This window comes from Burkholderiales bacterium (assembly GCA_015075645.1).
Lineage (GTDB): Bacteria > Pseudomonadota > Gammaproteobacteria > Burkholderiales > Casimicrobiaceae > VBCG01.
This window is the reverse complement of the sequence record JABTUF010000006.1, coordinates 90,928-113,854: the sequence shown is the minus strand read 5'-3', so window position 1 is coordinate 113,854 and position 22,927 is coordinate 90,928. Positions and strand designations below refer to the sequence as shown.

19 protein-coding genes are annotated in these 22,927 nt (G+C 72.4%); 15 read left to right on the top strand and 4 right to left on the bottom strand.

Annotated elements, in window-relative coordinates; genetic code table 11:
* Positions 1 to 36: 36 nt before the first annotated feature.
* From HS109_16155 to HS109_16110, 10 genes are all read left to right on the top strand, one after another.
* Positions 37 to 1,188: an acyl-CoA dehydrogenase family protein gene (locus tag HS109_16155; GenBank protein ID MBE7523899.1), complete on the top strand. Its 1,152-nt coding sequence runs from the start codon at positions 37 to 39 to the stop codon at positions 1,186 to 1,188.
* Positions 1,185 to 2,270: a DsbA family protein gene (locus tag HS109_16150; GenBank protein MBE7523898.1), complete on the top strand. Its 1,086-nt coding sequence runs from the start codon at positions 1,185 to 1,187 to the stop codon at positions 2,268 to 2,270. Before HS109_16155 ends, HS109_16150 begins: the two co-directional genes overlap by 4 nt.
* 113 nt (positions 2,271 to 2,383) lie before the next feature.
* Complete coding sequence (locus tag HS109_16145) at positions 2,384 to 3,991, top strand: methylcrotonoyl-CoA carboxylase (GenBank protein MBE7523897.1); 1,608 nt, start codon at positions 2,384 to 2,386, stop codon at positions 3,989 to 3,991.
* A gap of 12 nt (positions 3,992 to 4,003) precedes the next feature.
* Positions 4,004 to 4,843: an enoyl-CoA hydratase/isomerase family protein gene (locus HS109_16140; protein MBE7523896.1), complete on the top strand. Its 840-nt coding sequence runs from the start codon at positions 4,004 to 4,006 to the stop codon at positions 4,841 to 4,843.
* Between the two features lie 9 nt (positions 4,844 to 4,852).
* Positions 4,853 to 5,485 (top strand): DUF4126 domain-containing protein, encoded by a 633-nt coding sequence (locus tag HS109_16135; protein MBE7523895.1) that lies wholly within the window; start codon positions 4,853 to 4,855, stop codon positions 5,483 to 5,485.
* Between the two features lie 45 nt (positions 5,486 to 5,530).
* Positions 5,531 to 7,528, top strand: coding sequence for an acetyl/propionyl/methylcrotonyl-CoA carboxylase subunit alpha (locus HS109_16130; protein MBE7523894.1), 1,998 nt, complete (start codon positions 5,531 to 5,533; stop codon positions 7,526 to 7,528).
* A gap of 59 nt (positions 7,529 to 7,587) precedes the next feature.
* On the top strand, positions 7,588 to 8,448 hold the full coding sequence (locus tag HS109_16125) for a glyoxylate/hydroxypyruvate reductase A (protein ID MBE7523893.1): 861 nt from the start codon (positions 7,588 to 7,590) through the stop codon (positions 8,446 to 8,448).
* A 4-nt stretch (positions 8,449 to 8,452) separates the two neighbouring features.
* Complete coding sequence (locus tag HS109_16120; GenBank protein MBE7523892.1) at positions 8,453 to 9,370, top strand: hydroxymethylglutaryl-CoA lyase; 918 nt, start codon at positions 8,453 to 8,455, stop codon at positions 9,368 to 9,370.
* The gene (locus HS109_16115) at positions 9,367 to 9,582 is read left to right on the top strand and encodes a DUF1289 domain-containing protein (protein MBE7523891.1); all 216 of its coding nucleotides are present in this window, start codon (positions 9,367 to 9,369) and stop codon (positions 9,580 to 9,582) included. Before HS109_16120 ends, HS109_16115 begins: the two co-directional genes overlap by 4 nt.
* Positions 9,579 to 10,265 carry a 2-hydroxychromene-2-carboxylate isomerase gene (locus HS109_16110; GenBank protein MBE7523890.1) on the top strand — a complete coding sequence of 229 codons (687 nt, stop codon included), beginning with the start codon at positions 9,579 to 9,581 and terminating at the stop codon, positions 10,263 to 10,265. Before HS109_16115 ends, HS109_16110 begins: the two co-directional genes overlap by 4 nt.
* A 36-nt stretch (positions 10,266 to 10,301) precedes the next feature.
* Here the strand turns inward: HS109_16110 and HS109_16105 are convergent, their stop codons facing one another.
* Complete coding sequence (locus HS109_16105) at positions 10,302 to 11,486, bottom strand: CoA transferase (protein MBE7523889.1); 1,185 nt, start codon at positions 11,484 to 11,486, stop codon at positions 10,302 to 10,304.
* Positions 11,487 to 11,569: 83 nt separating this feature from the next.
* A complete protein-coding gene (locus HS109_16100; GenBank protein MBE7523888.1) occupies positions 11,570 to 13,474 on the bottom strand; it encodes a 5-(carboxyamino)imidazole ribonucleotide synthase in 1,905 nt (634 codons plus the stop codon).
* Here HS109_16100 and HS109_16095 point away from each other — a divergent pair.
* The 3 genes from HS109_16095 to HS109_16085 all read left to right on the top strand — a co-directional run bounded on the left by HS109_16095 (position 13,473) and on the right by HS109_16085 (position 17,674).
* Positions 13,473 to 15,401: a transglycosylase SLT domain-containing protein gene (locus HS109_16095; GenBank protein MBE7523887.1), complete on the top strand. Its 1,929-nt coding sequence runs from the start codon at positions 13,473 to 13,475 to the stop codon at positions 15,399 to 15,401. The two genes, HS109_16100 and HS109_16095, sit on opposite strands and share 2 nt — an antisense overlap.
* 5 nt (positions 15,402 to 15,406) lie before the next feature.
* Positions 15,407 to 16,348, top strand: coding sequence for a complex I NDUFA9 subunit family protein (locus HS109_16090; GenBank protein MBE7523886.1), 942 nt, complete (start codon positions 15,407 to 15,409; stop codon positions 16,346 to 16,348).
* A gap of 69 nt (positions 16,349 to 16,417) precedes the next feature.
* The gene (locus HS109_16085; GenBank protein MBE7523885.1) at positions 16,418 to 17,674 is read left to right on the top strand and encodes a multifunctional CCA addition/repair protein; all 1,257 of its coding nucleotides are present in this window, start codon (positions 16,418 to 16,420) and stop codon (positions 17,672 to 17,674) included.
* Positions 17,675 to 17,705: 31 nt separating this feature from the next.
* Here the strand turns inward: HS109_16085 and coq7 are convergent, their stop codons facing one another.
* On the bottom strand, positions 17,706 to 18,350 hold the full coding sequence (coq7, locus tag HS109_16080) for a 2-polyprenyl-3-methyl-6-methoxy-1,4-benzoquinone monooxygenase (GenBank protein ID MBE7523884.1): 645 nt from the start codon (positions 18,348 to 18,350) through the stop codon (positions 17,706 to 17,708).
* Between the two features lie 172 nt (positions 18,351 to 18,522).
* Positions 18,523 to 19,623, bottom strand: coding sequence for a porin (locus HS109_16075; protein MBE7523883.1), 1,101 nt, complete (start codon positions 19,621 to 19,623; stop codon positions 18,523 to 18,525).
* A gap of 365 nt (positions 19,624 to 19,988) precedes the next feature.
* Here HS109_16075 and HS109_16070 point away from each other — a divergent pair, with 365 nt between their 5' ends.
* Positions 19,989 to 20,993, top strand: a complete 1,005-nt coding sequence (locus HS109_16070; GenBank protein ID MBE7523882.1) for a glycosyl transferase — start codon at positions 19,989 to 19,991, stop codon at positions 20,991 to 20,993.
* Positions 20,974 to 22,908, top strand: a complete 1,935-nt coding sequence (locus HS109_16065) for a polysaccharide biosynthesis protein (GenBank protein MBE7523881.1) — start codon at positions 20,974 to 20,976, stop codon at positions 22,906 to 22,908. The genes HS109_16070 and HS109_16065 overlap by 20 nt, the downstream gene beginning before the upstream one ends.
* Positions 22,909 to 22,927 lie beyond the last annotated feature (19 nt).

Below are 22,927 nucleotides of genomic sequence, written 5' to 3'. Positions count from 1 at the left end.
GCTGCCACGATGCGCTTCCGGAACCTGAGGTGACCGATGGTCCTCTCCGCCGACCACAGACTCGTCCGCGACACGATGCGCGCGTTCGCGCGCGAACGCCTCGCGCCGCAGGCCGCGCGCTGGGACCGCGAGCACCGCTTCCCGCGCGAGGAACTCCGCGCGCTCGGCGAACTCGGCGCGATGGGCGTCGTCGTGCCCGAGGCGTGGGGCGGCGCGGGGCTCGACTACCTCTCGCTCGCGCTGACGCTCGAGGAGATCGCGGCGGGCGACGGCGCGACGAGCACCGTCGTCAGCGTGCAGAACTCGGTGGTCTGCGGCCCGATCCACGCGTTCGGCGACGACGCGCAGCGCGAACGCTTCCTCGTGCCGCTCGCGCGCGGCGAGAAGCTCGGCTGCTTCTGCCTGACCGAGCCGCAGGTCGGCTCGGATGCCGGCGCGATCGCCGCGCGCGCGGAACGCCGCGGCGACGAGTACGTGCTGAACGGGGTCAAGCAGTTCATCACGACCGGCGCCAACGCGGACGTCGCGGTCGTGTTCGCGGTCACCGACCGCGCGGCAGGGAAGAAGGGCATCTCCGCGTTCGTCGTCGACACGGCGACGCCGGGCTACCGCGTGGCGCGCGTCGAGGAGAAGCTCGGCCAGCGCGCCTCCGACACCGCGCAGATCGCGTTCGAGGATTGCCGCATCCCGGCCGCGAACCGGCTGGGCGCGGAAGGCCAGGGCTACAGGATCGCGCTCGCGAACCTCGAGGCCGGGCGCATCGGCATCGCTTCGCAGGCGGTGGGCATGGCGCGCGCCGCGTTCGAGGCGGCGCTCGCCTACGCGCGCGAGCGCGTCGCGTTCGGCAAACCGATCGGCGAGCACCAGGCGGTCAACTTCCGGCTGGCCGACATGGCGGTCGAGATCGAGGCGGCGCGCCAGCTCGTCTGGCACGCGGCCGCGCTGCGGGACGCCGGCGAGCCCTGCCTCAAGGAAGCGTCGATGGCGAAGCTCTTCGCGACCGAGATGGCCGAGCGCGTGTGCTCGGCGGCGATCCAGGTGCACGGAGGCTACGGTTACGTGAACGACTTCCCGGTCGAGCGCATCTACCGCGACGTCCGCGTCTGCCAGATCTACGAGGGCACGAGCGACATCCAGCGGCTGGTCATCGGGCGCAGCCTCCTCGCGGACGGCGGAGGCGTATCGTGAGCGCGCCGGTGTCGCCGCGAGGCCGGCGGGACGACTCCGGGTCCGGGCGCGAGGCTGCGTCGGCGCCGGGTTCCACCGCGTCCGCGTCCCCGCTCGAGTTCTGGTTCGATTTCAGCTCTCCGTACGCGTACCTCGCGTCGCGTCGCATCGAGGCGCTCGCCGCGCGGCACGGCCGCGCCGTCGACTGGCGTCCGATGCTGCTCGGCGCGGCGTTCAAGGCGGCGGGCACCGCGCCGCTCACCGAGGTGCCGATGAAGGGGGAGTACTCACGCCGCGACTTCGAGCGCAGCGCGCGCTTCCACGGCATCGGCGACTTCCGGTTGCCCTCGCGCTTCCCGATCGCGACCCAGGCCCCCGCGCGCATCCTGCTGTGGGCGAAGGCGCGTGACGGGACGAGCGCGCCGCGCGTGGCCCACGCCATGCTGCGCGCGTACTGGACGCAGGATCGCGACATCTCGAATCCCGACGTCGCGGCTTCCTCCGCAGCGGAAGGCGGAGTCGACGCGGCGGCGGCGCGCGCGGTCGTCGACGACCCGCAGTGGAAGGACGCGTTGAAGCGCGAGGTCGACACCGGCCTCTCGAAGGGCGTGTTCGGCTCGCCGTTCGTGATCGTCGACGGCGAACCGTTCTGGGGTCTCGACCGGTTCGACCAGCTCGACTGGTTCCTCGGGGCGCGCGCGAGCGCGACCGGCCGCGTGCGTGCGCTGTCGCACCTGCGGCTCGTCGTCGCCGACCTTCCGCGGGCGATCGCGTTCTACCGCGAACTCCTCGACGCGACGCCGGCGGTCGACGTGCCCGGCGTCTACGCGGAGTGGGCGACGCGCGGCGCGCGTCTTGCGCTGGTCGGCGAGGCGACGATGGGTGCGGTGGTCGGTCGCCCCGCGCCGCGCGCGGGCGATGCGGTCGTCGTGTGCCTGGAGGTCGACGACGTCGATGCGGCCGCGGCGCGCGCGAAGGCCGCGGGGCATGCGCTCGTGCGCGAGCCTCACGACCAGCCGTCGTGGCGGCAACGGGTGGCCCATCTGCGCGATCCGGCGGGCAACCTCGTCGAACTGTGGGCGCGGCTCGTCCCGACCGTTTGAGGACGCGGTGGCCGAGTTCACGCTACACTGCTTCGCCCGATCCGGCCACGCGCGCGGGCCGGCGCCGATGACCGGCCGCCGGCACCCGTCCGCGTAACTCCGAACGCCACGCCATGCCCGTCTTCGAGAGCCGGCTCGACCCCCGCGACGCGACCTTCGTGCGCAACCGCGAGGCGATGGCCGCGCTCGTCGCCGACCTGCGCTCGACGGTCGCGACGATCGAAGAGGGCGGAGGCGAGGCGGCGAACGCGAAGCACGTCGCGCGCGGCAAGCTCCTGCCGCGCGAGCGCATCCGCGCGCTGATCGACCCGGGCAGTCCGTTTCTCGAACTCTCGCAGCTCGCGGCGCACGGCATGTACGACGGCACGATCGCGGCGGCAGGCGTCGTGACCGGAGTGGGGCGCGTCCGCGGGCGCGAGTGCGTGATCGTGTGCAACGACGCGACGGTCAAGGGCGGCAGCTACTACCCGCTGACGGTGAAGAAGCACGTGCGCGCGCAGGAGATCGCGCGCGAGAACCGGCTGCCCTGCATCTACCTCGTCGACTCGGGCGGCGCGAACCTGCCGAACCAGACCGAGGTGTTCCCCGACCGCGATCACTTCGGACGGATCTTCTACAACCAGGCGACGATGTCCGCCGACGGCATTCCGCAGATCGCGGCGGTCATGGGCTCGTGCACCGCGGGCGGCGCCTATGTCCCGGCGATGGCCGACGAGTCGATCATCGTGCGCGAGCAGGGCACGATCTTCCTCGGCGGCCCGCCGCTCGTGAAGGCCGCGACCGGCGAGATCGTCAGCGCCGAGGAATTGGGCGGCGCCGACGTCCACACGCGCATCTCGGGCGTCGCGGACCACTACGCGCTCGACGACCACCACGCGCTCGCGATCGTCCGCTCGATCGTCGCGAAGCTCGAGCCGGCGCGGCGCGCCGACGTGCCGACCCGGGCGCCCGCCGAACCGCTCTACCCGGTCGACGAACTCCACGGCGTCATCAACGCCGACATCCGCAAGCCCTACGACGTGCGCGAGGTGATCGCGCGCATCGTCGACGGCAGCGAGTTCGACGAGTTCAAGGCGCGCTACGGCACGACGCTCGTCACCGCCTTCGCGCACCTGTGGGGCTACCCGGTCGGCATCCTCGCGAACAACGGCGTGCTGTTCAGCGAGTCCGCGCAGAAGGGCGCGCACTTCGTCGAACTCTGCTGCCAGCGCGGCATCCCGCTCGTCTTCCTGCAGAACGTCACCGGCTTCATGGTCGGAAGGAAGTACGAGGCGGGCGGCATCGCGAAGGACGGAGCCAAGCTCGTCACCGCGGTGTCCTGCGCACAGGTGCCGAAGTTCACCGTGATCATCGGCGGCAGCTACGGCGCGGGCAACTACGGCATGTGCGGCCGCGCCTACGCGCCGCGCTTCCTGTGGATGTGGCCGAACGCGCGCATCTCGGTGATGGGCGGCGAGCAGGCGGCGACCGTGCTCGCGACGATCCGACGCGACGCGATCGAGGCGAAGGGCGGCGCCTGGAGCGCGGAGGAGGAGGAGGCGTTCAAGGCGCCGATCCGCGCGCAGTACGAACGCGAGGGCCATCCCTACTACGCGAGCGCGCGCCTGTGGGACGACGGCGTCATCGATCCGGCCGACACGCGGCGCGTCCTCGCGCTCGCGATCTCGGCCTCCCTCAACCGGCCGATCGCGCCCACGCGCTTCGGCGTCTTCAGGATGTAGCGCACGATGACGATGAACGACATTCCGGTGCCCGGGACCTGGACCACGCTGGAGGCGGCGGACCGCGAGGGCGTGCGCCGCATCGGTCTCGCGCGGCCGAAGATCCACAACGCGTTCGACGAGACGCTGATCGCGGAACTCACGCGTGCGTTCCGCGATGCAGGCGCCGACCCCGGCGTGCGCGCGGTGCTGCTCTACTCGTCGGGGCCGAGCTTCTGCGCCGGCGCGGATCTCGAATGGATGCGCCGGACGGCGAGCTACGGCCGCGCCGAGAACCTGGCGGACGCGGAAGCGCTCGCGGCGATGCTCGCCGCGGTCGCCGGCTGTCCCAAGCCCACGCTCGCCCGCGTCCAGGGCAACGCGTTCGGCGGTGGCGTCGGGCTCATCGCCTGCTGCGACATCGCGATCGGCTCGGACGAGGCGCTGTTCGCGCTCTCGGAGGTGAAGCTCGGGATCATCCCCTCGACCATCGGCCCCTACGTGATGGCGGCGATCGGCGAGCGGAGCGCGCGCCGCTATTTCGTCACCGGCGAGCGCTTCTCCGCGGCGGAGGCCCACCGGATCGGATTGCTGCACGAACTCGTGCCGCCCGCCGGTCTCGACGCCCGCGTGGACGAGGTGCTCGACGCGCTGGCGCTCGCTGGACCACAGGCCCAACGCGAGGCGAAGCTCCTGGTCCGCGCGATCGCGAACCGCCCGATCGACGCGCCGCTCGTCGCCGACACGGTCGAGCGCATCGCGCGCGTGCGCGCGACCGACGAGGCGCGCGAGGGCCTCTCGGCGTTCCTCGCCAAGCGGGAGCCGTCGTGGCTGCCCGAGCGGCTGCGCGGTGCGGCGAAGCGCCGGCGCTGAAGATCCGGCATGGGCGCGGCGGACTCCTTCGACACCTGGCAGTTGGTCGCGCTGGCGGCGACGTTCGGCTGGGCGTCGGGCATCCGGCTCTACGCGGTGCTGTTCATCGTCGGCGGATCGGGATACCTGGACTGGGTGCCGCTCCCCGGCGGCCTCACGGTCCTCGCGCACCCGTTCGTCCTCGCGGCGTCGGGATTCATGTTCGCGGTCGAGTTCCTCGCCGACAAGATTCCCGGCGTCGACACCGCGTGGGACGCGGTGCAGACGTTCGTGCGCATCCCGGCCGGCGCGGCGCTCGCGGCGAGCGTGTTCGGCGACAGTTCGGCGGCGGCGACGCTCGCGGCCGCGATCCTGGGCGGGACGCTCGCCGCCGGCAGCCACCTGACGAAGGCCGGCAGCCGGATGGCGATCAACACCTCGCCCGAACCGTTCTCGAACTGGGCCGCGTCGTTCGGCGAGGATCTCGCCGTGGGGACCGTGCTGTGGCTCGCCTGGGCCTGTCCGTGGATCGCGCTCGGCATCGTCGTCCTGTCGGTGCTGATGATGATCTGGCTCGTGCCGAAGCTCGTCCGCCTGATCGGCCGCTTCCTCGACCGCATCGCGGGCCTCGCGGGCGCGCGACGCAACGGGAGTCCGACGTGATCGCCGTTGCCGTTCGGGGCCTCGCCACCGGCGGGAGCGCCTGACATGTTCACCAAGATCCTGATCGCGAACCGCGGCGAGATCGCGGTCCGCGTCGCACGCACCGCGCGCAGACTCGGCATCCGCACCGTCGCGGTCTACTCCGACGCCGACGCGAACGCCGCCCACGTCGCCGCGTGCGACGAGGCCCATCGGCTCGGCCCTCCTCCGCCGCGCGAGAGTTACCTCGACGGCGCGCGCATCCTCGCGCTCGCGCGCGCGACCGGCGCGCAGGCGATCCATCCCGGCTACGGCTTCCTCTCCGAGAACGAGGCGTTCGCGAAGGCGTGCGCGGAAGCGGGTATCGTGTTCATCGGCCCGCCGCCCGGGGCGATCGCGGCGATGGGTTCGAAGTCGGCGGCGAAGGCCATCATGGGCAAGGCGGGCGTGCCGCTCGTGCCCGGCTACCACGGCGACGACCAGGATCCGGCGCTGCTCGCGCGCGAGGCCGCGAAGATCGGGTTCCCGGTGCTGATCAAGGCGACGGCCGGCGGCGGCGGCAAGGGCATGAAGATCGTGCGCGCGGCGGAGGAGTTCGCCGGCGCGCTCGCCTCGGCGAAGCGCGAGGCGCTCGCCGGCTTCGGCGACGACCGGGTGCTGGTCGAGCGCTATCTGTCACAGCCGCGCCACATCGAGATCCAGGTGTTCGGCGATGCGCACGGCCGCGTCGTGTCGCTGTTCGAGCGCGACTGCTCGGTGCAGCGGCGCCACCAGAAGGTGCTCGAGGAGGCGCCCGCCCCGGGGATGACGCCCGAGCGTCGGCGCGCGATGGGCGAGGCGGCGGTCGCGGCGGCGAAGGCGATCGGCTACGTCGGCGCCGGCACGGTCGAGTTCATCGCCGAGCAGGACGGCCGCTTCTACTTCATGGAGATGAACACGCGGCTGCAGGTCGAGCATCCGGTCACCGAGATGATCACCGGCCTCGACCTCGTCGAATGGCAGTTGCGCGTCGCGTCCGGCGAGCCGCTGCCGCTCGCGCAGCAGAACCTCGCGATCCGCGGGCACGCGATCGAGGCCCGCCTCTACGCCGAGGACCCGGACCGCGGCTTCCTGCCCTCGATCGGCAGGATCGCGCACTGGCGCATGCCGGAAGCGTCGGCGCGCGTGCGGATCGACACCGGATTCTCGGCCGGCGACGAGGTCTCGCCCTGGTACGACCCGATGCTCGCGAAGCTCGTCGTGTGGGGCGAGGATCGCGAGCGCGCATGCGCGACGCTGCTCGCGGCGCTCGCCGACTGCGAGGTCGCGGGCGTGTCGACCAACGTCGCGTTCCTCGAGCGCGTCGTCGCGCACGAGGCGTTCGCCACCGGCCGCCTCGACACCGGGTTGATCGAGAAGCACCACGCGGCGCTGTTCCCGCCCGCCGGTCCCACGCAGTCGCTCGCGCTCGTCGCCGCGGCGGTCGACGAACTCGCGCAGGTGCGCGATGCCGCGGGCGGCGATGCGGCGGACCCGCATTCTCCCTGGCGCGAGACCGACGCGTGGTGGGTGAACAGCGCCTCGCACGCGGTCGTCCTGCGCTTCCGGGACGGCGAGGCGACGTCGACGGTGCGGCTCACCGGCTCGCTGCCCGACGTCGCCGTCGAGATCGGCGGCCGGCGCAATGTCGTGCGCGCGCTGCACCGGAACGGCCGCTGGTCGATCGACACCGGCGAGCGCCGGGTCGATGTGTCCGTCGTGCGCCTGGGCGAGGATCGGCTCGTGTTCGCGCGCGGGCTCCGCCGCCGGCTGACGCTCGTCGATCCGCTGGCCCACGCCGGGGAGGAGGAGGCGCACGGCGGCCACCTGACCGCGCCGATGTCGGGGACGATCGTCGCCGTCCCCGCGAAGGTCGGCGAGCGCGTCGAGCGCGGCGCGCCGCTCGTCGTGCTGGAGGCGATGAAGATGGAACATTCGATCGTGGCCCCGGCCGCCGGCGTGGTCGCCGCGATCCATTTCCGTGTCGGCGACCGCGTGTCCGAGGGCGCGGATCTCGTCGACCTCGAGGACGCGCCCGGAACGTGAACGCGCTCGTCGCGGTGGCCGCGCGCGCGGAACGCTGGCGCGACGCCTTCGCTGCTCGGCTGCCCGCCGCCAGGCTCCACCTGTGGCCCGGCGATGCGCCCGCCGAAGTCGACTACGCGCTCGTCTGGAAGCCCGACGGAGAGACGTTCCGGCAGGTCGAGGTGCGGCGCGCGATCTTCAACCTCGGCGCGGGCGTCGATGCGCTGCTCGCCGTGCCGTCGCTGCCGCAGGGCGTGCCGATCGTGCGCCTCGAGGACGCGGGCATGGCGGTCCAGATGGCGGAGTACGCGGTGTTCGAGGTACTGCGCGCGTATCGGGACGTCGGGCACTACGTCCGGGCCCAGCAGGAGGGCCGCTGGGCGCCGCTCGCCCGCCGCGACCCGGCGTCGTTCGGCGTGGGCATCCTCGGCGCGGGCGTGCTCGCGCAGGCCGTCGCCGCGGCGCTCGCGCCGTTTCGCTTTCCGATCGCCACCTGGAGCAGGAGCGCGCACGCGCGCCCCGGCGTCGAGTCGTTCGCCGGGCGCGGGCGGCTGCCCGCCTTCCTCGCGCGCTCGAGGGTCGTCATCGGTCTCCTGCCGTCGACGAGGGACACGCGCGGGCTCCTCGACGCCGCCGCGTTCGCCGCGATGCCGGCGGGCGCCCATGTCGTGAACCTCGGCCGCGGCGACTTGGTCGTCGACGCCGACCTCCTCGCCGCGCTCGACGCCGGCCACCTCGCGCATGCGACGCTCGACGTGTTCGGCGACGAACCGCTCTCGCCGGGTCACGCGTTCTGGCATCATCCGAAGGTCACGATCACACCGCACGTGTCGGCGGTCACGGACCTCGGAGAGACGGTCGCGCAGGTCGCCGCGAAGATCGAGGCGCTCGAGCGCGGCGAACCGATTTCCGGCATCGTCGACCGCGCCAGAGGGTACTGACCCCATGTCCACCTCCAGTCTTCCCCCCCGGGTGCGCATCGTCGACGTCGGCCCGCGCGACGGCCTGCAGAACGAGAAGGCGGTCGTGCCCACCGAAGTGAAGGTCGCGCTGATCGAGGCGCTCGCCGATGCGGGCCTTCGCGAGATCGAGGCGACGTCGTTCGTCTCGCCGAAGTGGGTGCCGCAGATGGCGGACGCCGCGGACGTGATGGCCCGCGTGCGCCGGTCGCCCGGCGTGCGCTACTCGGTGCTGGTACCGAACATGAAGGGCTTCGAGGGCGCGCTCGCCGCGAAGGTCGACGAGGTCGTCGTGTTCGGCGCCGCGAGCGAGGCGTTCTCGCAGAAGAACATCAACTGCTCGATCGCCGAGTCGATCGAGCGGTTCGCGCCGGTGGCCCGGGCGGCGCGCGACGCCGGCATGAAGGTGCGCGGCGCGATCTCGTGCTGCCTCGGCTGTCCCTACCAGGGCGAGGTCAAGCCCGAGGCGGTGGGCTACGTCGCGCGGCTGATGCACGGCATCGGCGTCGAGCACGTCGGCGTCGCCGACACGATCGGCGTGGGCACGCCCGGCGCGACGAAGCGCGCGCTGGAGGCGGCGCTCGCCGTCTACCCGATCGACGAGGTGAGCGGCCATTTCCACGACACCTACGGCATGGCGCTCGCCAACGTCTGCGCGAGCCTCGACATGGGGATCTCCACGTTCGACGCGAGCGTCGCGGGACTCGGCGGCTGCCCGTACGCGAAGGGCGCGACCGGCAACGTCGCGACCGAGGACGTCGTCTACCTGATGCACGGGCTCGGCATCGCGACCGGCATCGACCTCGCGAAGCTGCGCGCCGCCGGACGCGCGATCTCGGCGTCCCTCGGCCGCGCCACGTCCTCGCGCGTCGCGAAGGCGCTCGACGCGAAGTCCGCCGCATGAGTCCGAAGGACGCAGGCGGCGATCCGGTCGCCTCGCCGTGCACGTCGGTGTGCACGCTCGATCCCGCGCGGGGGTACTGCGTCGGCTGCCTGCGCACGTTGGACGAGATCGCGGCGTGGAGCACGCTCGACGACGATGCGAGGCGCGCGATCGTCGCCGACCTGCCGGCGCGCCGCACGGCGCGCGAGCTTCGCGGCGGCGGGAACCGATGATCGTCGACTGGTACTTCGATTTCGTCTCGCCGTTCGCCTACCTGCAGGGCGAGCGGCTGGCGAGCCTGCCGCCGCGGCTGTCGGTGCGCTACAGGCCGGTGCTCTTCGCCGGGCTCCTCGACGCCCACGGTCAGAAGGGACCGGCGGAGATCCCGGCCAAGCGCGCGTTCACCTACCGCTTCGTCGTCTGGCAGGCGCGCAAGCTCGGCATCCCGATCAAGTTCCCCCACGAACACCCGTTCAATCCGCTGCCGCTCCTGCGGCTCGCGATCGCCTGCGACGCCGCGCCCGACCAGGTGCAGCGCATCTTCCGCTTCGTCTGGCGCGACGGCCGGCTCCCCGACCTGCCGATCGAGTGGGCGGAACTCGCGAGCGACCTGGGCATGCCCGACGCCGAGGCGCGCATCTCCGACCCCGAGGTCAAGGCGGCGCTGCGGCGAAACACCGACGAGGCGATCGCGCGCGGCGTGTTCGGCGTGCCGACGCTCGCGGTCGGCGACGAACTCTTCTGGGGCGTCGATGCCACCGCGATGGCGGTCGAGTACGCGCTGGCGGGCGGCCGCTACGACGACCCGGAGGTCGAGCGCGTGTCGTCGCTGCCGGTCGGCGCGTCGCGCCTCGACCGGCCGTCGAAGACCGCATCGGGCAAGCGGCGCACCCGGATCGTCGGCACCGCGAAATGATCGCTCGGGGACGGACTTCCGGGCGGTCCGCGCCGATCAGGCAGCTCGCGCGTCTCCCGCGGCGACGAGACGGTCGATCGCGGTGTCGTCGTAGCCCGCCTCGCGCAGGACCTCGCGTGTGTGCTCGCCCTGCGCGGGCGCGGGCCGCGCCTCGCGCACCGGCGCCCCGGACATCGCCCACGGCGGCGCGAACGCGCGCGCGCCCGAGCGCTCGCGCACGACCATGCGGCGTGCGGTGAACTGCGGATCGTCCAGCGCTTCGCCGAGCGTTGCCACCGGCGTGACGCACGCGTCGACGTTCTCGAAGGTCGCGGACCATTCGGCGAGCGTTCGCGTGCCGAATACCGCTTCCAGTTCGCGCCTGACGCGCTCGCCGGCCTCGCCGGTCGCGAGCTGCCCGGCGACGAGGTCGTCGCGCCCCAGCGTCGCGCACAGCGTGCGCCAGAACTTGGCTTCGAGCGCGCCGACCGCGAGCCAGCGGCCGTCCTTCGTCGGGTAGACGCCGTAGCAGGGTACGCCTCCGGTCAGGAGGTCCTCGCCGCGCGGCGCGGTCGCCCCGTCCTGTTCGAGCGCGTGGAGCGCGAAGATGTTGTGCGCGAGCGACGCGTCGGCCATCGCCACGTCGATGTAGCGCCCGAGGCCGGTCCGCGCCGCGCCGACCACCGCGGCGAGGATCGTCATGGCCGTGGTGAGCGCGCCGCCCAGGAGGTCGGCGACCTGCAGGTTCGACAGCGCGGGAGGACCGCCGCGCGCACCGGTCTGGTCGAGCACGCCTGCGTAACCGAGGTAGTTGATGTCGTGACCGGCGAACGTCGCGCGCGGCCCGGTCTGGCCGTAGCCGCTGATCGACGCGTAGACGATCGCTTCACGCACGGCGCGCACCGCGGCGTAGCCCACGCCCAGCGCATCGACCACGCCCGGACGGAAACTCTCGACGACGACGTCGGCGCGCCGCGCCAGCGCGAGGAACGCCTCGCGCGCGTCGTCGCGCTTGAGATCGAGCGCGACCGAGCGCTTGTTGCGGTTGACCATGCGGAAGAACGCGGAGGTCGCGCCGGGCTTCGCGCCGAGCGCGCGCGCGTAGTCGCCCGCGCCGGTGTCCTCGACCTTGACGACGTCGGCGCCGAGGTCGGCGAGGTGCATCGTGCACACCGGACCGGGGAGCAGGCGCGTGAGGTCGAGCACGCGCACGCCCGCGAGCGGAAGGTGCGCCGCCGCCATCGCACCCTGCCCACCTGCTGCCGAGGGTCCCGACGTCCCCGGGGCAGCCGAGCGTTCGTCGCTCGCCGGAGCCACTTGGCGAGTCACACGAGTTCGTCCGCGCCGGGAATCCCGAGGTCGCGCTTCACCGCGCGCGCGGTCGCGAGCGCCTCGTCCACCGTCGCGCCGAGGCAGGTCACGTGCCCCATCTTGCGGCCGCGGCGCGCTTCGTGCTTGCCGTAGAGGTGGAGCTTCGCGCGCGGATGCGCGAGCACGCGCTCCCAGACCGGCTCGCGGCGCTGCGTCGCCGTCGCGTCCGGATACCAGGCGTCGCCCAGCAGGTTCACCATGACCGCCGGCGTGTGCTGCGTGGTGCTGCCGAGCGGCAGGCCGGCGAGCACGCGCACCTGCTGCTCGAACTGCGAGGTCAGGCAGGCGTCGATCGTGGCGTGTCCGCTGTTGTGCGGACGCGGCGCGATCTCGTTCACGAGCAAGGCTCCCGCGCGCGTCACGAACAGCTCGACGCACAGGATGCCCCGGTAGTCGAGCGCGCGCGCGAGCGCGGCGGCGAGGTCCGCGGCACGAAGCGCGAGCGCGGGTTCGATGCGCGCGGGGAGGATCGTCACGTCCAGGATGCCGTCGCGGTGGCGGTTCTCGGCGATCGGCCAGGCCGCCACTGCGTCGGCGTCGTCGCGCGCGACGATCGACGACACCTCGACCGCGAGGTCGACGAAGCGCTCCAGCACGGCGGGCACGCGCCCGAGCGTGTCGAACGCCGCGGCGGCTTCGTCGCGCGTCGCCACGCGCACCTGCCCCTTGCCGTCGTAGCCCAGCCGCGCGCTCTTGACGATGCCGGGCAGCAGCGACGCGTCGAGCGAGGCGACGTCGTCGGAGGAACGCAGGACCGCGTACGGCGCGACCGGGAATCCGTGACCCGACAGGAACATCTTCTCGCTGATGCGGTCCTGCGCGATCGCGACGCTCGCCGCGCCCGGCGCCACGCGAACCGACTTCGCGAGGAAGTCGAGGGCGGCGGAGGGCACGTTCTCGAACTCGGTCGTTGCGGCGGAGACGAGCGCGGCGAGGCGCGCGAGCCCGGCGCTGTCGAGATAGTCCGCGTGGATGTGGCGGTCGGCGACGCTCGCGGCCGGTCCGTCGGCGGCCGGATCGAGCACCGCGACGCGATAGCCCATGGCCTGCGCGGCCATCGAGAACATGCGGCCGAGCTGGCCCCCGCCGAGGAGCCCCAGCCAGGAACCGGGCGGAATCACGCTCACGGACCGCTCGATCGACGCGACGATGTTCCCGCCGCCGACGCTCAGGCGGGGCGCGGATCGGGCGGAACGCGCATCGCGCGCGCGGCGGCGGTCTGCTTCACGCGGAAGGCCGCGAGCTTCCGCGCGAGCCCGGGATCGGTCGCGGCGAGCATGGCGACGGCGAACAATGCGGCGTTCGCGGCGCCCGCTTCGCCGATCGCGAAGGTCGCGACCGGGATCCCCTTCGGCATCTGGACGATCGACAGGAGCGAATCCTCGCCGCGCAGGTACTTGGACGGCACGGGGACGCCGAGCACCGGCACCGTCGTCTTGGACGCGAGCATGCCAGGCAGGTGCGCGGCGCCGCCCGCCCCCGCGACGATGCAGCGCAGGCCGCGCGTCTGCGCGTCCTCGGCGTACTCGAACATGTCGTCGGGCATTCGGTGCGCGGAGAGCACGCGCGCCTCCCAGCCGACGCCGAACGCGTCCAGTTGGGCCGCGGCGTGCTTCATCGTGTCCCAGTCGCTGTCGCTGCCCATCACGACGCCCACCAGCGGCTCGGCGGTCCTGCGTTGCGGCATCGAGCGTTCCCCCGCGGCTGTGACCGGGAATCCGGTGGCGCGGGAATTCTAGCAACCGGACACCGTCGCGTCGAACCCGGCACGCTTCCTGCGGTCCCAGAGGGCGGGCCGGTTGTCGCCGGCGCCGTGAACCGCGAGAATCGGAACCCGTGATGCCTCGACTTTCCCCCATGCTCGGCGCTGCCTTGGCGCTGGCCGCCCTCATGGGCGCGCCGCCCGCCTCCGCCCAGGGCACCGACGCCGACGTGCTCGCCGCCAAGGCCGCGTTCGAACGCGGCGACCGCGCTCGCCTCGACGCGCTCGCCCCGCGCGCGAGCGGCCATCCGCTCGAGCCCTACGTCGCGTACTGGCAGTTGAAGCTCTCGATCGACAGCGCGACGCCGGAGTCGGTCCAGGCCTTCGTCACGCGCTACGCCGCTACGCCCCTCGCGCCGCGCGCCCGGGCGGACTGGCTGCGCACGCTCGGCAAGCGCGCGGACTGGGCACAGTACTCCGCGGCGCTCGACGCCACGCCGCCCGAGGACATCGACCTTCGCTGCTATGCGGTCCAGGCCGCGCGCGCGACGTCGGGGGACGCGGCGCTCGCCGACGCGAAGCCGCTCTGGTTCACCGGCAGCGCTACGCCCGACGCCTGCGAGCCGGTGTTCGCCGCGTTGATCGCGCGGGGCACGATCAGCCTCGACGACCGCTGGGCGCGCTACCGTCTGGCGCTCGAAAACGGCAACGCGCGGCTCGCGCAGCAGATCGCGGGCGACCTGCCCCCGTCCGATCGCATCGGAGCCGGCGAGTTCGGCCGCGTGGACGTGAAGCCGGCCGCCGTGCTCGCGCAGGGCGGATTCCGCTGGAAGGGACGCGACGGCCGCGAACTCGCGCTCTACGCACTCGAGCGAGGCGCGCGCGCCGATCCCGAGGGCACGCGCTCGGCCTGGCTCAAGCGGCGCGACAAGTTGCCGGCGGCCGACCGGGCGTGGGGCAATGCGCGACTCGCCTACCATGCCTCGCGCCAACTCCTGCCGTGGGCGAACGACGCCTGGCGCGAGAAGCTGCCCGAGACGATGAACGCGGACATGCACGCCTGGCGCGTGCGCGCGGCGTTGCGCGCGGAATCCTGGGGCGATGTCGGTGCCGCGATCGACGCGATGCCGCGCGCGCAGGCCGAGGAAGCCGCGTGGCGCTACTGGCGCGCGCGCACCCTCGAGGCGGACGGCCGCAACACCGAGGCGAGGGCGGCCTACGCCGCGCTCGCCGTCGATCACGACTACCATGGCCTGCTCGCAGCCGACGCGCTCGGCGTGTGCGCGGATCCGGTGAGCGAGCCGGTCGCCGCCGATCCCGCGTGGCAGGCGAGCTTCGCCGCGCGCCCCGACGTGATCCGCGTCGTGAAGCTCGCGGAACTCGGCCTCCGGAGCGACTCGCAGCGCGAGTGGTACGCGATCGTGCGCGGCTTCGACGACGCCTCGCTGAACCAGGCGTCGCTGTACGCCGCGCGGATGCACCTGATCGACCGCTCGATCAACACGGCGAACCGGACGCGCGAGCGGCACGACTACGCGCTCCGCTACCCGACGCCGTGGCGCGCCGAGTTCGCGGCCGCGGCGCGCGACAACGTCGTCGAGGAGGCGATGCTCTACGGCATCGCGCGACAGGAGTCGCGCTTCACGCCCGAGATCGTGTCCTCCGCGGGGGCGGTGGGGCTGATGCAGCTCATGCCCGCCACCGCGCGTTGGGTCGCGAAACAGTCCGGCCGCACCGACTACCGGCCGTCGCGCATCAACGAACTCGACATCAACACGCAGTTCGGCGCGTTCTACTTCAAGTACTGGCTCGACCGCCTCGACGGCTCGTGGGCGCTCGCGGCCGCCGCGTATAATGCGGGCCCGGGCCGCGCGCAGGCGTGGCGGCCGGCCGCGACGCTCGACGGCGCGGTGTGGGTCGAGACCATTCCGTTCAACGAGACGCGCGACTACGTGAAGAAGGTGCTCGCCAATTCGGTCGTGTACGCGCGGGCGATCGGCGACCCCGCGATCGACGTGACGGTTCGCCTCGGCAAGGTGGGCCCGCGCGGTCCGACCTCGCCGGCCGTCGTCGCGAAGGACTGACCGACGTGGCGGCGCACCGCATCGTCGTGCTGGGCGGCAGCGGCTTCATCGGCCGCGCGCTGGCGGCCCGCCTGGCCTCGGATGGCGCGAGCGTCGTCGTGCCCACGCGGAACCGCGACCGGGCGCGGCCGCTCTTCCTCCTGCCGACGGTCGACGCGGTCGAAGCGGATGTGCACGACCCCGCGACGCTCGCGCGCCTCGTCACCGGGGCCGACGCGGTGGTGAACCTCGTCGGCATCCTGAACGAATCGGGCGCGGACACGTTCGAGCGCGCCCACGTCGCGCTCGCGCGAAACGTCGTCGCCGCATGCGGCAAGGCCGGCGTGGCGCGACTTCTGCACATGAGCGCGCTGAACGCCGATCCGGCGGGGCCGTCGAAGTACCTCGCGACCAAGGGCGAAGCGGAGAACACCGTGGCGGCCTCGGCGCTCGCGTGGACGATTTTCCGGCCGAGCGTGGTGTTCGGCGAGGGCGACAGCTTCCTCGCGCTGTTCGCGCGGCTCGCGCGGTGGCTGCCGGTCATCGCGCTGGCCGCGCCTGACGCGCGGTTCCAGCCGGTGTGGGTGGGCGACGTGGCGAGCGCGTTCGCGCATGCGCTCGACTCGCGCGCCTGCGTGCGGCAGCGCTACGATCTCTGCGGCCCGAAGGTCTACACGCTGCGCGAACTGGTGCGCTGGACCGCGGAGACGGCCGGATCGGTGCGCCCGATCGTCCCGCTCACCGGTTCGCTCGCGTCGATGCAGGCGTACGTGCTGGAGCACCTCCCGGGGAAGCTCATGAGCCGCGACAACCTGGCGTCGATGTCGAAGGACAACGTCTGCGGCTGCCCGTTTCCGGGCGAGTTCGGCGTCGAGCCGGCGTCGCTCGAGGCGATCGGCCCGTCGTGGCTCGCGCCCGGCGCGTTGAAGAGCCGCTACGCGGAGCTGCGCACGACGCAGACGCGCTGACCGGGCGCCGCGCGGCCGCCGTTCGAGGCTGGCGGCGAAGCCCGGCGCGGCTCGGCTCCGCCACCGGCGATGGCCCGCGCGCTCCCCCAGCCGGTTCGCACCTACCGCGTCGGAGGATCGGTGCGCGACGAGTTGCTCGGCCGCCCGGTGGTCGATCGCGACTGGGTCGTGGTCGGGGCCACGCCGGAGACCATGGTGGCGTCGGGGTACCGACCGGTCGGCCGCGACTTCCCGGTGTTCCTGCATCCGGAGACGCGCGAGGAGTACGCGCTCGCGCGCACCGAGCGCAAGCACGGCACCGGGTACCGGGGGTTCGAGTTCTTCGCGTCGCCCGACGTGACGCTCGAGCAGGATCTCGTCCGCCGCGACCTGACGATCAACGCGATGGCGCGCGACGAGCGCGGCACGCTGATCGACCCTTGCGGCGGCGAACGCGACCTGCGCGATGGCGTGCTGCGGCACGTCTCCGACGCGTTCGCCGAGGATCCGCTGCGTGTCCTGAGGGTCGCGCGCTTCGCCGCGCGCTTCGGCTTCGAGGTCGCCCCGGCGACCGAAGGCATGATGCGCGCGATCGTGCGTTCGGGCGAACTCGCGACGCTCGCGCCCGAGCGGGTGTGGCAGGAACTCGCGCGCGGACTCATGGAACCGCAACCGTCGCGGATGCTCTCGGTGCTCCGGCAGACCGGCGCGCTCGCCGCGCTCGCACCGGAGGTCGACGCACTGTACGGCGTGCCGCAGCCGCCGGCACACCATCCGGAACTGGACGCCGGCGTGCACGTCGCGCAGGCGCTCGACTTCGCGGCCGCGCGCGGCGATCCGCTTCCGGTGCGCTACGCGGTGCTCGCGCACGACCTCGGCAAGGGCGCGACGCTCCGCGAGCACTGGCCGCGCCACGTCGCGCACGGGGCGCGCAGCGTCCGGCTCGCCGAGAGGCTGTCGGAGCGTCTGCGCGTGCCGGCGGACTGCCGCGACGCCGCGCGCCTCGCCGCACGGTTCCACGCCGAGGTCGCCCGCGCGGAGTCGCTGCGGCCGGCGACGCTCATCGACCTCATCGTCGCCGCCGACGCGCTGCGCCGGCCCGAACGGCTCGCGTGGCTGCGCGCGGCCTCGCTGGCGGACCGCAATTCGCGCCCGGGACGCGAGCGCGACGGCGATCGTCCCGGCGAGTGGCTCGCACGCGCGCTCGAGGTCGTGCGCGGCGTCGATGCCGGTGCGATCGCGCGCGCATCGCAGCCGGAAGCGATCGAGCAGGCGATTCGCGAGGCCCGCCTGAAGGCGCTCCGCGAGTGGCGCAGGCGCGAGCAGGGCGGATTGCTGCTCGGGTGATCCGCCGGTTTCGGCGGGCCGGCGCGAGGCGTCAGACGCGGTACGCGATCGCCTTCATCGCATCGGCGGCGAGGCGCATCGCGCCGCGTACCGGGCGCGGCAGTTCGACGCCGCCCGCGGCCTGCGCCATCGCACCGTGGCGCGCCTCGTCGTCGCGCATCGTCTCGACGATCGCCCGGCTCTTCGCATCGGCGGGAGGGAGCGCGTCCATGTGTCCGGTCAGGTGCTCCTCGACCTGCCGCTCGGTCTCGACCACGAATCCGAGATTGACGCGATCGCCTGCGAGGCCGGCAGCCACGCCGATCGCGAACGACCCGGCGTACCAGAGCGGATTCATGAGCGACGGACGATCGCCGAGTTCCTCGAGACGCGAGGCGGTCCACGCGAGATGGTCCTCCTCGTCGCGCGCGGCGGCCGCGAAACGCTCGCGGATGCCGGGATCGCGCGCCACGATCGCCTGCGCGGCGTAGAGCGCCTGGGCGCAGACCTCGCCGGTGTGGTTGACGCGCATCAGTCCCGCGGCGTGCCTGCGTTCCTCGTCGGTGAGCGCGGTCTCGGGCAGCGACGCGCCCGGCGCGGGACGCGACGCGTTCGCCACGCCCGCGAGCGTGCGGAGCGCCCGGTCGAAGGCCACGATCAGCGCATGCGGCGGCGGGAGCGGGAGCGGCGGAGGCATGGGGCGAGGGTAACGCAGTTGTCAGTTAACAGTTGTCAGTTGTCAGGGGCGGTGGCGTTTCCGGTGGCGGCGCATTGAGCGCCGATGCCGGATCGAAGTTCGGTAGGGGCGAAAAAAACGGGCGCCCGAAGGCGCCCGTCCGATGCTTGCGGTGTCAGGCTCGTCGCGCTTCTCAGAAGAAGTGGACGATGCCGGCCACGACGCCTTGCGGCTTGCCCTGCATCGCCAGACCGCCGGTGACCGACGACTGGTTCAGCGGGTTGATGTTGAAGGTGTAGCGGGCGTTGTTGTCGTTGTCGACGCGGACGTAACCGACGTAGGTCAGCGTGCGCTTCGACAGCGGGTAGGTGTAGCTGACGGAGTACTCGTCGGCGCCCGTGTCGTTGCCCTTGACCGTACCGGCGATCTGCGTGCCGTCCGCCGCGCTGCCCTTGCCTTCTTCCGCGCGCATCCACGCCGCGTACAGTTGGCCCGGGCCGAGGTTGAACGTGCCCGAGATGCCGTAGAAGTCGCGCTTCAGGTTGCCGCCCGAGGCCGCATCGTAGTCGAGGCGCTCGTACACGCCCGCGACCCGCGCGATGCCGAAGTTCCAGCCGCCGGCGATCGAGATCGCGTCGTCCTTGAGGCCGGGAGCGCGCGCGCCCTGGTTGTGTTCCCAGGCGAGGCCGACCTGCAGCGGGCCGGCGTTGTAGTAGCCGCCCATGCTGTAGACCATCCCGTGCGACGTGTTCTCGAACGTCGTCGCCTGGATGCTGCCGGTGAAGCCGGAGAAATTCGGCGAGTCGTAGCGCACCGAGTTGCCCAGGCGCGCATCGAAGCCGCCCAACGCCTTCGACGTCGGAGCGTTCGCCCACAGGGCCGCGGTCGACAGGATCGACGTGGTCAGCGTGGGCACGTTGCCGAAGATCGGGTGGATGTCGTCGTACGGGGCGAGGAAGTTGCCGATCTTCACCGTACCCCAGCCGCCCTGCAGGCCGATGTAGGTGTCGCGGCCGGCGATCGTGCCGCCGCCCGCGTCGCCGTTGGCCGACGACTCCATCTGGAAGATCACGTTCAGGCCGCCACCGAGCGACTCGGTACCCTTGATGCCGAAGCGCGACGAGTTCGAGCTCACGCGGTAGATCCAGTTCTCCTGCGACGAGCTCCCGAGCTGAACCGCTTCCATCGTGAGGTTCAGGCGGCCGTAGAGCGTGACGTTCGCGGTTTGCGCCTGCGCGGCCAGCGGAGCGGACAGCACCCCGGCGACGGCGAGGGCAACAAGCTTCTTGTTCATGAAGGCTCTCCTCTATCGGAAAAAGTCGGCCGGGAAGCAACGGTTTCCCGGCCATGGCAACCTTCTCAGGTCTGTCGAGAAGTTGGGTCCATTGTGCCAAACGGGGGGAATCGGAAGCAAGGAAGCGCCCCGCGCCGATCCCGGACGCCGGGTGCCTGTTGTGCCAAAGCAACATGGCATCGCCTGCGAGCTTGCGTGCCTCATTTCGAATTGAGGCGAATTGGGTCATGTAATTGTATGATGTTAAACATGAAATTGACTGAACCCCGCTGGCGAGCCGGCGCCGGAGCCAAGGACTTTGCGTGCTTCCGGGCCGGTTCCGCCGGTTCCGGGCGCAAACCGGGGTCGCGAAGGTCGATTTCCCCTTGCCGTCCCCCGGAAGTCGTCTCGGAGACCCTGTGATCGCCGTGGCGCTGGCGCTATCGTGCTCCGCGCTGGTCGTGGCGTGGCTCGTCCGCCATCCGGGTATCGCGCCGTGCGACCGGCCGAACCGGCGATCGCTGCACGAGAGGCCGGTGCCGCGTGCCGGCGGCTGGGCGATCTTCGGCGGTTGGGCCGCCGCGTTGCCGTTCGCCGGGCCGTTCGCGGGCATTCCCGAGGCGGCGACCGCTTCGTTGCTGGCGACCGTGGCCGTACTCTTCTGCCTCTCGCTCGTCGACGACTACCGCGGCGTCGGGGCGCTGGTTCGTCTCGTCGTGCAGGCGGTTTGCGCCGTTGCGCTGGCTGTTGCGATGGGCCCGTCGCTCGGATGGGGCAACGCGACGATCGCGGCCGCGACGTTCGTCCTCGTCGCTGTGACGAACTTTTTCAACTTCATGGACGGCAGCGACGGTCTCGCCGGAACGATGGCCGTCTGCGGGTTCGGCGCCTACGCGGCGGCGTCCGCGCTCGCAGGCGCACCCTCGCTGCCCTGGGTCGCGCTCGTCTGCGCCGTCGTGCCGTTCCTCGCGCGAAACCTGCCGCCCGCGCGTCTGTTCCTGGGCGACGCGGGTTCGGTGCCGCTCGGATTCCTCGCCGGGGCCGTCGGCATCGCGGGAAGCGCAGGCGGCGCCTGGCCCGCCTGGTTCCCGGTGCTGGTGTTCCTGCCGTTCCTCGCGGACGCCACCGTCACGCTGCTGCGCCGCCTGCTCCGTGGCGAGCGGGTGTGGGAGCCCCATCGATCGCACTACTACCAGCGCCTGGTGCGCATGGGCGCCGGCCACCGGGGAACCCTTCGCGTCTACGGCGGCCTGATGCTCGGATGCGCCGCGAGCGCGGTGGCCTGCGCGGCGGTCGCGCCCGCCGCGGGCTGGGCGCTGGTCGCTGTGTGGACCGCGATCATCGCTGCGGTCTTCGCCCGCATTGATTATCATGTCCCGTTTCCCGGATGAATTCGCCTTGAACATCAACTGGCGGGCGGCGCTGGCGTTCGCCCACGACCTGTGCGCGGCGGGCATCGCCTGGAGCCTGCTCTACGGCGTACGCTTCAATTTCGACGTCCCCGACGCCCAGGTGGCGGACCTGGTCGCGTCGCTCGCGTGGATCCTGCCGCTGCAGGCGGCGATCTTCCTGGGCTTCGGCCTGTATCGGGGACTGTGGCGCTTCGCGTCGCTCGTGGACCTCCACCGCATCGTGCTGTCGGCGGGTCTGGGCGCGATCCTGATCCCGCTCGTGATCGTGATGCTGCAGATGCAGGCGTCGGTGCCGCGCAGCGTCCTCGTGCTCTATCCGCTGGTGCTGATCTTCCTGATGGCCGGCAACCGGTTCGCCTACCGGATCTGGAAGGAGCATCGGCTGTACAGCCCGCTCGCCGCGCTGGGCGAACCGGTGCTCGTGGTCGGCGCGGGCGAAGCCGGCGCGCGGCTCACCGCCGAACTCTCGCGGAGCCGCCAGTGGCGCGTCGTCGGCCTGCTCGACGACGATCCGCGCAAGATCCACGGCCAGATCCGCAACGTGTCGGTCGTGGGGCCGATCGCGGAATTGCCGGCATGGGCGCGCCGCTACGACGTCCGCAAGGTGATCGTCGCGCTGCCGTCCGCGCACCATGCGGTGCGCCGCCGCGCGGCGGAGTTGTGCGCCCAGCACGGCCTCGAAGCGCTGACCGTGCCCTCCTACGAGGAACTGATCAACGGCAACCAGGCGCTCACGACGATACGCACCATCGAACTCGACGATCTGCTCGGACGCGACCCGGTCGTCCTCGACGGCGCCGGTCTCGCCGAGTGGCTCGGCAACCGCGTCGTGATGGTGACCGGCGCAGGCGGGTCGATCGGCGCCGAACTGTGCCGCCAGATCGCGAAGTTCCGGCCCGCGCGCCTCGTGATGTTCGACATCTCGGAGGCCGCGCTCTACGAGATCCGCACCGCGCTGGGCGACGATTTCACCCAGCTCGCGGTCTCGAGCGTGGTCGGCGACGTGAAGCATGCGGCGCTCGTCTTGGACGTGCTCGCGCGCGAGAAGCCCGACGTCGTGTTCCACGCGGCGGCGTACAAGCACGTCCCGCTGATGGAGGAGCAGAACGCGTGGCAGGCGGTGCGCAACAACGCCTACGGCACCTACGTCCTCGCGCGCGCCGCGGTCGAGGCGAAGGTCGAGAAGTTCGTGCTGGTGTCGACCGACAAGGCGGTGAACCCGACCTCGGTGATGGGCGCGTCGAAGCGACTGGCCGAGATCGCCTGCGAGACGCTGCAGCGCGGGCGCACGGCGTTCGTCGTGGTGCGCTTCGGCAACGTGTTCGGCAGCGCCGGCAGCGTCATCCCGCGGTTCCGCGAGCAGATCGCGCGCGGCGGCCCGGTCACGGTCACCCATCCGGACATCACGCGCTTCTTCATGTCGCTCTCGGAAGCGACCCAGTTGCTGATGCAGGCCGGCTTCATGGGGAAGCACGGCGAGATCCTCGTGCTGGACATGGGCGACCCGGTGCGCATCCTCGACCTGGCGCGCGACATGATCCGGCTCTCGGGCGCGGATCCCGACCGCATCCCGATCGTGTTCACGGGCCTGCGCCCCGGCGAGAAGCTGTTCGAGGAGCCGCTCGCCTCCGAGGAGGCGACCGGGCCGACGCCGCATCCCAAGCTCTTCATCGCGAACGTGCGGCCCGCCAGGGGCGACGCGGTCGGCCAGATGATCGCGCTGTGCGAGCGCGACCGCGCGGCCCCCGATGCGGAAGTCCGCGCCCGGCTGCAGGCGTGGATTCCCGAATACGCGCCGCCGGCCGGCGCGCCGGTGAAGCCGATGCCCGCCCCGCTGCCCGGCGAAGCGGGCGCGCGCGCGCCGACGCCGTTGCGGGCGCCGCGCCGTCGCTGAGGCGCGCCGCTCGGCGCTG

Coding starts and splice junctions, on each gene's coding strand:
- HS109_16130 (MBE7523894.1), top strand. CDS start 5,531: ATGTTCACCAAGATCCTGATCGCGAACCGCGGCGAGATCGCGGTCCGC.
- HS109_16075 (MBE7523883.1), bottom strand. CDS start 19,623: ATGAACAAGAAGCTTGTTGCCCTCGCCGTCGCCGGGGTGCTGTCCGCT.
- HS109_16095 (MBE7523887.1), top strand. CDS start 13,473: ATGCTCGGCGCTGCCTTGGCGCTGGCCGCCCTCATGGGCGCGCCGCCC.
- HS109_16065 (MBE7523881.1), top strand. CDS start 20,974: ATGTCCCGTTTCCCGGATGAATTCGCCTTGAACATCAACTGGCGGGCG.
- HS109_16085 (MBE7523885.1), top strand. CDS start 16,418: ATGGCCCGCGCGCTCCCCCAGCCGGTTCGCACCTACCGCGTCGGAGGA.
- HS109_16145 (MBE7523897.1), top strand. CDS start 2,384: ATGCCCGTCTTCGAGAGCCGGCTCGACCCCCGCGACGCGACCTTCGTG.
- HS109_16140 (MBE7523896.1), top strand. CDS start 4,004: ATGAACGACATTCCGGTGCCCGGGACCTGGACCACGCTGGAGGCGGCG.
- HS109_16110 (MBE7523890.1), top strand. CDS start 9,579: ATGATCGTCGACTGGTACTTCGATTTCGTCTCGCCGTTCGCCTACCTG.
- HS109_16120 (MBE7523892.1), top strand. CDS start 8,453: ATGTCCACCTCCAGTCTTCCCCCCCGGGTGCGCATCGTCGACGTCGGC.
- HS109_16115 (MBE7523891.1), top strand. CDS start 9,367: ATGAGTCCGAAGGACGCAGGCGGCGATCCGGTCGCCTCGCCGTGCACG.
- HS109_16105 (MBE7523889.1), bottom strand. CDS start 11,486: ATGGCGGCGGCGCACCTTCCGCTCGCGGGCGTGCGCGTGCTCGACCTC.
- HS109_16135 (MBE7523895.1), top strand. CDS start 4,853: ATGGGCGCGGCGGACTCCTTCGACACCTGGCAGTTGGTCGCGCTGGCG.
- HS109_16100 (MBE7523888.1), bottom strand. CDS start 13,474: ATGGGGGAAAGTCGAGGCATCACGGGTTCCGATTCTCGCGGTTCACGG.
- HS109_16155 (MBE7523899.1), top strand. CDS start 37: ATGGTCCTCTCCGCCGACCACAGACTCGTCCGCGACACGATGCGCGCG.
- coq7 (MBE7523884.1), bottom strand. CDS start 18,350: ATGCCTCCGCCGCTCCCGCTCCCGCCGCCGCATGCGCTGATCGTGGCC.